Genomic DNA, 10,721 nt, shown 5'->3' on the forward strand with positions numbered 1-10,721 from the left:
AACGTACCCGGCTGCTTGACTGTCTCGCTAGACGCTAATAGGTATTACTTCTGGAAGAAAAGAAAACTGCTCTCGGTCAGGTGCGACCGGGAGCAGTTTTCGGGGTGCGGGTCAGGCCAGGGAGTCTTCCCAGGCTTGGTGTAGGCCGGCGTAGTGGCCGTTGGTGGTGACGAGGGTGTCGGGGGCGCCGTCCTCGATGATGCGGCCGTATTCGAGGACGATGACCCGGTCGGCCGTTTCGACCGTGGACAGGCGGTGGGCGATGACGATCGCCGTACGGTCGGCCAGGATGGTCCGCAGTGCGCGCTGGATCAGCCGCTCGCTGGGGATGTCCAGGCTCGACGTCGCCTCGTCCAGGATCAGTACGGCGGGATCCGCGAGGAACGCACGGGCGAACGCGACCAGCTGCCGCTGACCTGCGGACAACCGGCTTCCGCGCTTCTCCACGGCCGTCTCGTACCCGTTCGGCAGCGCCATGATGAAGTCGTGCGCGCCGATCACCTTGGCGGCCTCGACCACCTCGTCCATGGTCGCGTCCGGCTTGCCGAACCGGATGTTGTCGGCCACCGACCCGGTGAACAGGAAGTTCTCCTGCGTCACCATGACCACCCGCTCGCGCAGGTCGTCCTCGGTGAGGTCCCGCAGGTCGACACCGTCCAGCAGCACGTGACCACCGGTCGGGTCGTAGAACCGAGCCACCAGTTTGGCGATCGTGGTCTTACCGGCGCCCGTCGTACCGACCAGGGCCAGGGTCTGACCGGCCGGCACGTCCAGTTGCAGGCCGGGCAGCACCTTGACGCCATCGACGTACTGGAACTCGACCCTCCGCAGTTCCAGGTGACCGCGGGCCCGACCCGGCTTGGCCGGCTCGATCGGCTCCGGCACATCCGGCTTCTCGTTCAGAACGCCGGACAGCTTCTCGAGCGCCGCACTCGCGGACAGGAAGGTGTTGTAGAACTGCGTGATGTCCTGCAGCGGCTCGAAGAACTGCCGCAGGTACAGCAGGAACGCGGTCAGTACGCCGACCGTCACGTGACCGTGGTACGCCTGGTAACCGCCGTACGCGAGGATCGCGACGATCGTCACGTTGCCGACGCCCTTGATCGACGGCATGAAGATCGCGTTCAGCTGGAACGACTTCAGGTTCGCCTGCCGGTACCTGTCGTTGACCCCGTGGAAGATCTCCTCGTTCCGCGGCTCCCGGCGGAACGCCTGGACCGCACGGATCCCGGTCATCGACTCGACGAAGTGCACGATGACGAGTACGACGGCCTCACGGGTCTGCCGGTACACGACCGCCGACCGCTTCCGGAACCACGCCGTCAGCAGGAGCAGCGCCGGGAACGACAGCAACGCGAGCAGACCGAGTTTCAGGTCGAGCGTCAGCAGCAGGATCGCCGTACCGATCAGGGTCAGCAGCGCCGTGACCAGGCCGTCGAACCCGTTGGCCAGCATCTCGTCGATCACGCCCACGTCGGACGTCAGCCGCGAGATCACCCGGCCGGAGGTGAACTTGTCGTGGAACGACGGGCTGAGCCGCTGGAAGTGGTCGAACACCCGCCGGCGCAGGCCGAGCAGGATCGTCTGGCCGAGCTTGCCGGACCGCATCAGGAACAACTGCCGCGCCCACGCCTGGAGCAGTGCACTCGCCAGGACCGCGATCACGACGGTGATCAGGTCCCGTGGACCCTCACCGGCCAGGATCGGCGGGATGCCGTTGTCGATGCCGAGGTGGACCAGGTACGGCACCGCGAGCCGGGCGCCGTTCTCGACCACGACGATCACGACCAGGATCCAGATCAGCTTGGAGTACGGCCGGAGCAGCTCGCCGAGCAGCTTGCGGGAGTCCTCCTTCAGCCGGACAGTCGTTGCCCTCGACAACTCCCGGTCGCTGTCGTCCTCGAAGACTCCCCGCCAGGACTGCTTCGGAGTCTCCTCCGCGTCCCGCGTTTCATCTTCCGGAGGTGTCTGCTGGGTCGTCGTCATGCGTGCACCTCCTCTTCCTCTGCTGCGAGCAGTTGCCGGTACGCCGGAACTTCCGCGAGCAACTCGTGATGGGTCCCGACGTGGGTGATCGTGCCGTCCTGGAGCAGCGCTACCTGGTCGGCCAGCATCACGGTCGACGCGCGGTGCGCGACGACGATGCCGGTGGTCTCGGAGAGCACGTTGCGCAGTGCCTCCTCGACCAGGGCTTCGGTGTGCACGTCGAGCGCGGAGAGCGTGTCGTCGAGCACGAGGATGGCCGGCTTGGCGAGCACGGCCCGGGCGAGTGCGAGCCGCTGCCGTTGGCCACCCGACAGTGACATGCCCTGCTCACCGACCCGGGTCTCCAGCCCCCACGGCAGCTCGTTGGCGAACTCGGCCTGCGCCACCTGGAGCGCCTGCTGGACCTCCGCGTCGGTGGCGTCGGGGCGGCCGAGGGTGAGGTTCTCCCGAACGCTCATCGAGAACAGCGTCGGGTCGTCGAAGGCGGACGCGACCGCGGTCCGCAACGACGTCAGGCTCAGATCCCGGATGTCGTGCCCGTCGACGGTGATCCGCCCGGCGGTCACGTCGTACAGGCGGGGAATCAGAGCGGTGAGGGTGGTCTTGCCGGATCCGGTCGCGCCGACCAGGGCGAGCGTCGTACCGGGGGTGAGATCGAGGTTGATGTCGTGCAGGATCTCGGGGGAGTCGGGCGAGAACCGGAACCCGACGTGCTCGAAGCGCAGGTGACCGCGGGAGTTCACCAGCTCCTCCGGGCCGGACTGGATCACCGAGTGGGTGTCCAGGATCTCGCTGATCCGGTCCGCCGCCGTCATCGCCTCCTGGGCCATCGCGAGGATGCCGCCGAGCGACGTCACCGGCCAGATCAGCGACAGCATCAGCGTGATGAACGCGACCAGGGTGCCGAGCGTGATCGCCTCCCGGCCCACCGCGAGCGCGCCGAGCAGCAGCACGATCACCAGGGTCAGGTTCGGGATCACGCCGAGGAAGCTCCAGAACCGCGAAGCGAGCCGGACCTTCTGGACTTCGGTGTGGTAGAGCGTGATCGCCTCGTCGTCGAACTGTCCCTGGACGTGTCCACGCCGGCCGAACGCCTTGATCACCCGGAAGCCGAGCGCCGACTCCTCGATCCGGGTGGCCAGGTCGCCCTGCTGGTCCTGGACCTTGCGGGAGATCAGCAAGTACTTGCGCTCGAACTTCAAAGACACCACGATGATCGGCACTGCGGCCACCAGCACGACCACTCCGAGCGGCCAGTACAGCTGGAGCAGCAGGATAGTGACGACGACCAGTTGCAGGATGTTCATCACCAGGAACAGCAGACCGAAGCCCATGAAGCGGCGGATCGTGGACAGGTCGGTGGTGACCCGGGACAGCAGTTGACCACTCTGCCACCGGGTGTGGAACTCCATCGGCAGCGACTGCAGCCGAACGTACAGATCGTGCCGGAGGGACGCCTCGAGGTCGCTGACGGCACGGGACTGGGCCCACCGGCGGGCCCAGACCAGCAGGACCTCGGCGATGCTCAGTCCGAGGGCCAGCAGGGCCAGTGGGACCAGCATGCTGAGCTCACGACGGGTGACCGGCCCGTCGATGATGGCCCGGGTGACCAGGGGAACGGTAAGGCTGACGGCGACGCCCAGCATGGCGGTGACGAACATGACCGCCAGGCGCCAGCGGTGTGGCCGGAGATAGGGACGGAGCCGCCAGAGGTTGCGGCTGCGTTCGGGGGCTCGGGTGGTAGGGGATGCAATCGACGGCGCTTGGGCAGGGTGCTCTGAGGGCATCTGGACGGGCGCACTTCCCATCATGCTCGGTTCAAGGGGTATCGCGACCTGAAACAGGCGCACTTTCCAGTATCGCTCAGTAGGTAAGCGCTTGTCCCCCGATTTCCATTCCCCGTCGATGAATAACCACTGGTTGCAATAAGCGGGCCCGGGGCCACGCGGTGACCCCGGTCACAGCTATCGCGTTTCGTAATCAGTGCTTGGCCATCGATCGTTGGTCAGCTGGCCACTGGGGTCTCGGCCGGGAGGGATCGGCAGGTGCGGAGGGGTGAGAAGAAGGCGATCAGGACGCCGGCGAGCATGCCGGCGGTGGCCAGGAGCAAGGTGGGGCGGATGCCGATGGCGGTGGCGAGGAAGCCGGAACCGGCGGCGCCGACGGCTTGACCGCCGATGACCAGAGTGCGCCAGCTGGCGGTGACCTGGCCGAGGAGGTGAGGCGGCGCGGCCGCCTGGCGCAGGGTGCGCTGGGGGACGCCGAACAGGGACATGCCGAGGCCGGCGAAGACCTGACCGAGCAGAATCATCGGAGTGCGGCCGGTGAACAGCGCCACGCCGGTGAGCGAGGCGAGGAAGGCACCGGACAGATACGCGCGGCCGATGCCCACCCGGCGGCACCATGGCGTGGCTACGAAGGTCCCGAGCACCGCGGCGACGCCGAAGGTCGTCAGCTGGACACCGACGAACGACGGCGACCGGTGCAGCTCGCGGATGAGATAGAGCACGATCAGCGGCCCCTGGACCGCACCGGCCATCGATGCCACGGTCGCCGAACTGATGAGCGGTGCCAGGATCCGGTTGCCGAAGAGCACCCGCAGTCCAGCTGACAGCCGCACCTCGGACCGGTCCGGCGCGGGCGCCCGGGCCGGCTCCCGGATCAGGTACGACGCCACCGCCGACACGACGTACGACGCCGTATCGACGATGATCGCGAACGGTGCGCTCAGCACCTGCACCAGGAACCCGGCCACGGACGGACCGGCCGTCGAGGCCAGGTTGAAGTTCAGCAGGGCCGCACTGTTCGCCCGCATGAGGTCCTCGCGTGGCACGAGCGACGGGATCATCGTCTGGGACGCGGTGTCGGACAACAGCGTCAGTACTCCGGTCAGTACGGCGACCACGTAGAGCTGCTCGATCCGCAGGGAGCCCAGCGCCGCGACCGCTGGGACAGAACCGAGTAGAACGAGCCGCCCGAGGTCCGTCCAGATCAGTACCGGTCTGAGCGACCACCTGTCCACCCAGACGCCTGCCAGCAGTCCGAAGACCAGATGCGGCGCGATAGTCAGCGCGGACAGTGCACCCATCTGCACAGCCGAGGCATGCAGCGTGACGACGGCAACGAGTGGCAGGGCGACCGTAGTGATGGCGCTGCCGGAGGCTGACACCAGCTGCCCGATCCATAGCTTGCGGAACTCGCCTCTCACGACCCATGCCATGACCAGTAACCTGTCACTCATCAGAGTCAGGCGACTACGGTTGTTCACCCGCAGCAGAGCGTGTTCACTGCACGCGAAACACGGGACCCCTTGCAGTAAAGGGCAGCGACGCCCTGGCCGGGATCAGCCAAGCGTGCTCCCGCCGTACCCGGACAACGTCGCAGTGCCCGTCGGTGATGAGCAGGATCGGTCCGTCCACCGGGAAGTCGTCTGCACGCTCAAGTAGGTCCACACCGGGCTGCAGCACGGTCCCACCGCGACCGCGTAGCTGCACGCGTCCCGCGATGTCGTCCACCGGCACGTAACCGGCGTCGTACGCCACCGCGTCGCAGTACACGACCCGCGCGGCCGGTACGTCGCGAGCCCGCGAGTACGACGCTATGGCGCCGAGCGCCTTGCCCAGCAGTTCTCGGTCCATCGATCCGGAGGTGTCCAGGACCACGCCGTACGTCGGGAGCCGGTCCACCTCGACCGGCCGGATCCACCCTGGCCGCGGGATGTCCGGCGTACCGGACTGGCGTCGGGACGCGCGCGCGTACGTGCGGATCTTGGAAACGGCCGGAACGTGCTCTTCGAACCAGCGGGCCAGTTGTGCGTCCCAAGCGAGCGGTGGGTGGTCCAGCGCGCGGATCTCCTCGACCAGACCCGCAGGCAGAGTGCCGCGAGCAGAGTCGTGGTAGGCCAGCCCGGTGCTCAGTGCACGTCGGTAGATGTCGTCCAGCCCGGCAGCACGCGCTGCTTCCCCCGCATGCGGCAGCGGATGCCCGAGCACGTCGCCCAGACCGACGCCCCGCAGTGTCGCCAGCTTGCGGTAGCGGCGGAGGTCTGTGGTGGTGCGGTCGTACACGGTCTCGACGGACATGCCCTTCAGTGCCGGATCGTGCAGCGCGCCGTCGGGCATGGCGCCGACGCCCATCTCGAGCAGCCAGCCGTTGATGACCAGGTCGGCTGCGACGTTCCACAGGTACGGGTCGCGGCCGCCGACGCGCTCGCCGTGGCGCAGAGCGGCGTGCAGCATCTCGTGGGCCATCACGAACCGCCACTCGTTCTGCGTCATCCCGACCAGTGGGTTGACGTAGATCTCGCCGACCGTTGCGTTGACGGCGGCGACCTGGATATCCCAGCCACGGGCCAGCTCTGCCTCGGCAACGATCTTCATGCTGGACGCGATGGCGCCGAGCAGCGGGTAGGACGAGACGAACCAGGCGAGGGCCAGGTCCCACTTGTCCTGGCTGCGGTGCGGATCCGTCAGCCTCGTCCGCGCTCCGCCCGCGACGTCCACCGCGGCGGCCGCCGCCGCAGACAGTCCGGCTGCGAACAGTTCGCCCCACTTCGGTGGATCGCCGTATCCGTTCCAGCGCTGCTGCAGTACGTCGGACTGTCCGCCGGCGACTCCGAGACCGGCGTACTCGGGCGGGATGCCTTCGCGCCGCCACAGCCGGGCGAGCGCCTCCTCATCCGTGGCGGGGAAGCTCGGCGGTAGCTGAACGACCGGTGTGCCGAGCTTGAGCGAGTGCAGGTAGCGGTTGACGGCCACGTCGCACGCGGCGCTAGCGGCCGGGTCCGGTGCCGGGCGGTCGCGGTCGGCGTGGCCGAGGCCGAGGTGGATGAGCAGGTGCGCGAAGACCCACGTCCATTCCTCGGCTGACGCCTTCCGGCTCGGGTGGCTGACGATCTCGCCGTTGGAGTCGATCGTGGCCCAGGCGTCCGGCGGGCAGTCGTCACTGCGGCGGACGGCCGCGTGCCAGGCGGTCATCGGTGCGAACAGTGGGTGCTTGGAGACTGTCTGCCAGCCGAGTTGGATCGCCTCCAACGCCGGGTCCTTGCCGGCCTTCCGGCGCTTAGGCACGGGCCGCGACCAGGCGGGGGAGGTCGCGGCTGACCTCGACCAGGAACCAGGTCGGCAGCACCGGGCGGCCGTCGTCGTCCGCGGCGATCACCAGCTGCGCTACCTCGAGCGAGATCTCGGCGAGCTCGACCAGCAGCGCCTTGCCACGGTGTGCGAGCTGCCGTGCCGCCGGACTCGCCGATGCCTTGTCCGCGGCCAGTTCCTTCACCAGTCGGGCCCGGAAGGTCTCGGCCAGGAAGTAGAGCAGGTCGCGGTCCTCCGGAGCGGCCGGCCAGCCGGTCTCGCCTTTCAGCACGGCGTCCAGCCCGAAGGCGTTCCGGACCGTCTTCACGTACGCGCGGAACGCGGAGGCGTGCGCGGCGGACAAGGTGCCGAAGGCAAGTACTCGCAGGGTCTCGTCGGACACGTTGTCGCCGTACGAGTGCAGCGCGTCCGAGAGCATGTGCCAGCTCCGCGGGGTCGAGAACGGCTCCTCGGTCTTCGGCGGTGCGGTCCAGAGGTGGTCCGGGCGGTTGCGCAGATAGTCGAGTACCCACGGGTGGATCCCCGCCGTACCGGCCCAGCGCAGCCAGTCCGTCGCGGACGCGCGGAGGTGGACGTGTACGAGGCGGTTGACCAGTGCGCTGGCCATCGGCCGGGCCAGTGCGTTGTCGGTGGCGCGGTTGCCGGCCCCGATGACGACGGACCCCTCGGGCAGCTCGTACTCACCGATCCGGCGGTCCAGGATGAGTGAGTAGAACGCTTTCTGCACTTCGGCGGACGATGCGTTCAGCTCGTCCAGGAAGAGGCAGTACGGCTCGTCCCGCGCGATCGCCACGGGCGGTGCGAACCGGCTGCGCCCGTCCACGATCTGCGGTACGCCGATCAGGTCCTCCGGCGCGAGCTGGGTCCCCAGGAGGGTCACACAGTCCAGACCGAGTGACTCCGCGAACGCCCGTACCAGACTGCTCTTCCCGATCCCCGGCGCTCCCCACAGGAAGACCGGGCGCACCACTGCGACGTGCAGGAGCACTTCGGGCAGTTCCGCCGCCGATACCGTGATCCCCGCCTGCATCCGTTCCTTTCCGTTTGGTCAGCCCTTCAGGATCCTCTTCGGCCCAGGGCGTGTCACATGGTTTTCGGGCCTGGCTTCCGTTACTGGTGGTTACTGGCTAGGGTGCGGCCCGGTGTACTAGGCGAACTGGGGGGTTCTTGTGGTGGGGTTTCGGGTGAAGGTGGCTGCGGTCGCGTGCGCCGTCGTACTGGTTCCGTTGGCGGCGAGTCAGGTGATGGCAGCCGATCCGCCTGCGCACCTGGGGGAGGGGGCGCTCGTCCCGGGGCACACCGCGGCCGACGTGGGGATGTCAGGGACACGCGTGGTCGTGTCGGACCCGCAGGACCACACCGTCTACGAGACGAGCAACAACGGTACGACCTGGACCGCATCCGGTGGAACCAACGACACCAAACCGCTGCAGGTGGAGGGGCCATCGCTGCTCACCTTCGCGGGCACTACGGCGAAGGTCGGCGGGCTGACGTTCCCCGCGGCCGATGAGGTCGTGCTGGGCAAGGGCGGCAAGCTGGTGTCCCACCGTGCCCCGAACGCTGCCACGGCCGAGGTGTACGACGTGGCGAGTAAGACCAAGCTGGCGGACTACGCACCGCCGTTCGCGATGGCCGACAGCACGGTCTGGAAGGTGACCGAGCCTGGTCATCTGGATGGGAAGGACCTGACCACTGGTGTGGTGAAGACCGTCCTGGTCGCGAGTGCGTGCACCGTCGGTCCGGATCGCGCCAACGGTCGCTGGGCGCTGCTGAGCGGCTGCAACCAGGTGGTCGACGTGAAGGGTCCGGAGGCTCCGCGGGACCTGACCGTGGCGGCGGATGCTCAGCTGGGTAACGGCTTCACTGTGCAGGCATCCGGCTCTGACTTGCTGGTGACTGACCTCAACGACCGGGCGCTCGGTCAGCGCCGCTATGGCCCGATCCGCACCGCGCCCGCCGGCTTCCGTACTGACGGGTCTGGCGCCGCCAAGATCGCGTACGCCGATCCCGACAGCAAACCGCGTGTGATCAGCCTGAGCTGGCTCACGGCGGACCCGCAGCAGCGTCCTGACACTGTGGCGCCGGTGCTGACCAGTGCGTCGGCGGGTGCGCGCATCCGGGACAACACGAGCCTGTCGTTCGAGTGGGCCTTCACCGACCCACAGGACCCGAACTCGCCAGCCACCGGCGTCGACTCGTCCGATCTGCGCATCCAGCAGCGCCCCAACCGGACGTCGCCGTACGGCGCTTGGAACCAGGTGCCGTCGTGGCAGGGGCTCAAGACGACGGGTGCGAGCTACAGCGCACCGATCGGGACCGACACGTGCTGGCAGGTACGGGCGCGTGACTACGCCGGCAACGTGAGCGCGTGGAGTGCGTCGTACTGCAGTGAAGTCGATGGCACTGCGCCGTCGCTGGTGACCTGGCGGATCGGAGACCGGGTGGAGCTCGGTTCGCCGACGTTGGTGCGGTGGACGTACAAGGACGACACGGACGTGGCGTCGTACGACGTCGTCTACAAGGTCGCCGCGCCAGGTGTCGCGCTGGGCAAGTGGATGTACCCGGCGACGTGGCAGAACACGAGGATCACGAGCATCTCCTACGCACCGCGCCTGGGCTGGGACGAGTGCTTCATGGTCCGGTCCCGCGACTACCTCGGGAACCTGTCCGCATGGTCTCCGCAGCTCTGCTCCGTGGCGCCCCAGGACGACCGCGCCCTCACCTCAGCCGGCACCGTCACCCGCTCGACGAGCACTCTGGCCTTCCAAGGCACCACCACGATCCTGAAGGCGAACGGCGCCTACCTCACCAAACCCACCGAGGCAGCCGCCCGCATCGCCTTGGTAGCCATCCACGGCCCCGGCCAAGGGCGCGTCGACGTCTACCACGCCAACATCAAGATCGGCACCGTCAACCTCGCCGCCACCACGACCTCCCGAGTCGTGACCTACCTCCCCATCACCCCCCTCCGCACCGGCCCCGTAAAAATCGTCTCCACCTCCACAGCCCCCGCCACCATCGACGCGATCGCCTTCCTCCGCGTCAACTGAGAGGCCTGCGGGCGCGGGAGGATGGGGGGCGTGCTGATCAGTGGACCTCCGCCTGCTGATGTTGCCGTGCCTGTGCAGATTCGTCGGCTTGGATGCGACCAGTCCGTGGTGCCGGTGTGGCGGAATGGGCTTGGGGGCCTGACCTTTCAGATCGGCAGTGGGCCGTCGCGCAGATTCGCGAAGTGGGCGCCGGCAGGATCTGGGCTCGACCTGACAGCGGAAGTACTGCGGCTGCAATGGGCGACCGAGTTCGCCTCGGTGCCGGTCGTCCTCGACCACGGAGCGGACTCGGATGGAGCCTGGATGGTTACTGCTGGTCTGCCCGGGGATAGCGCCGTCAGCGATCGTTGGAAGGCGGATCCCGCGACGGCGGTCCAAGTACTCGGGCCAAGTCGACCTGGCCAACCTCGGCACCGCTGACCGCTGGGCCGATCTCGCCGTGGCGACGTGGAGCACCGAGTGGAACTACGGTCCCGGCTGGGAAGAAACGGCTCTCATGCTTGATGTGTGGGTGATCTGTCCGCGCCTGGCGCGGACTGGCCGCCGTCGGTCCGCGGGGACGCCACCAGCACAAGGGGTTGCCCGTTCAGTT

Annotated in this window: 6 protein-coding genes; 1 reads left to right on the top strand and 5 read right to left on the bottom strand. The window is 68.0% G+C overall.

From position 1 onward, the window contains the following. Positions 1 to 111 precede the first annotated feature (111 nt). The 5 genes from ACZ3HV_RS42175 to ACZ3HV_RS42195 all read right to left on the bottom strand — a co-directional run bounded on the left by ACZ3HV_RS42175 (position 112) and on the right by ACZ3HV_RS42195 (position 8,109). The gene (locus tag ACZ3HV_RS42175; protein ID WP_465693340.1) at positions 112 to 1,986 is read right to left on the bottom strand and encodes an ABC transporter ATP-binding protein; all 1,875 of its coding nucleotides are present in this window, start codon (positions 1,984 to 1,986) and stop codon (positions 112 to 114) included. Beyond that, complete coding sequence (locus ACZ3HV_RS42180; protein ID WP_465693342.1) at positions 1,983 to 3,647, bottom strand: ABC transporter ATP-binding protein; 1,665 nt, start codon at positions 3,645 to 3,647, stop codon at positions 1,983 to 1,985. The genes ACZ3HV_RS42175 and ACZ3HV_RS42180 overlap by 4 nt, the downstream gene beginning before the upstream one ends. Before the next feature lie 344 nt (positions 3,648 to 3,991). Continuing rightward, a complete protein-coding gene (locus ACZ3HV_RS42185) occupies positions 3,992 to 5,206 on the bottom strand; it encodes an MFS transporter (RefSeq protein WP_465693344.1) in 1,215 nt (404 codons plus the stop codon). A 64-nt stretch (positions 5,207 to 5,270) separates the two neighbouring features. Then, positions 5,271 to 7,055: a vWA domain-containing protein gene (locus tag ACZ3HV_RS42190; protein WP_465693346.1), complete on the bottom strand. Its 1,785-nt coding sequence runs from the start codon at positions 7,053 to 7,055 to the stop codon at positions 5,271 to 5,273. Beyond that, positions 7,048 to 8,109 carry an ATP-binding protein gene (locus ACZ3HV_RS42195; RefSeq protein ID WP_465693348.1) on the bottom strand — a complete coding sequence of 354 codons (1,062 nt, stop codon included), beginning with the start codon at positions 8,107 to 8,109 and terminating at the stop codon, positions 7,048 to 7,050. The genes ACZ3HV_RS42190 and ACZ3HV_RS42195 overlap by 8 nt, the downstream gene beginning before the upstream one ends. A gap of 142 nt (positions 8,110 to 8,251) precedes the next feature. Between ACZ3HV_RS42195 and ACZ3HV_RS42200 the strand changes: the two genes are divergently transcribed. Beyond that, positions 8,252 to 10,129 carry a hypothetical protein gene (locus ACZ3HV_RS42200; protein ID WP_465693350.1) on the top strand — a complete coding sequence of 626 codons (1,878 nt, stop codon included), beginning with the start codon at positions 8,252 to 8,254 and terminating at the stop codon, positions 10,127 to 10,129. The last annotated feature ends 592 nt before the right edge of the window (positions 10,130 to 10,721 follow it).

It is taken from the genome of Kribbella sp. NPDC020701, from assembly GCF_055562215.1.

Coding starts and splice junctions, on each gene's coding strand:
- ACZ3HV_RS42185 (WP_465693344.1), bottom strand. CDS start 5,206: ATGGCATGGGTCGTGAGAGGCGAGTTCCGCAAGCTATGGATCGGGCAG.
- ACZ3HV_RS42195 (WP_465693348.1), bottom strand. CDS start 8,109: ATGCAGGCGGGGATCACGGTATCGGCGGCGGAACTGCCCGAAGTGCTC.
- ACZ3HV_RS42175 (WP_465693340.1), bottom strand. CDS start 1,986: ATGACGACGACCCAGCAGACACCTCCGGAAGATGAAACGCGGGACGCG.
- ACZ3HV_RS42180 (WP_465693342.1), bottom strand. CDS start 3,647: ATGTTCGTCACCGCCATGCTGGGCGTCGCCGTCAGCCTTACCGTTCCC.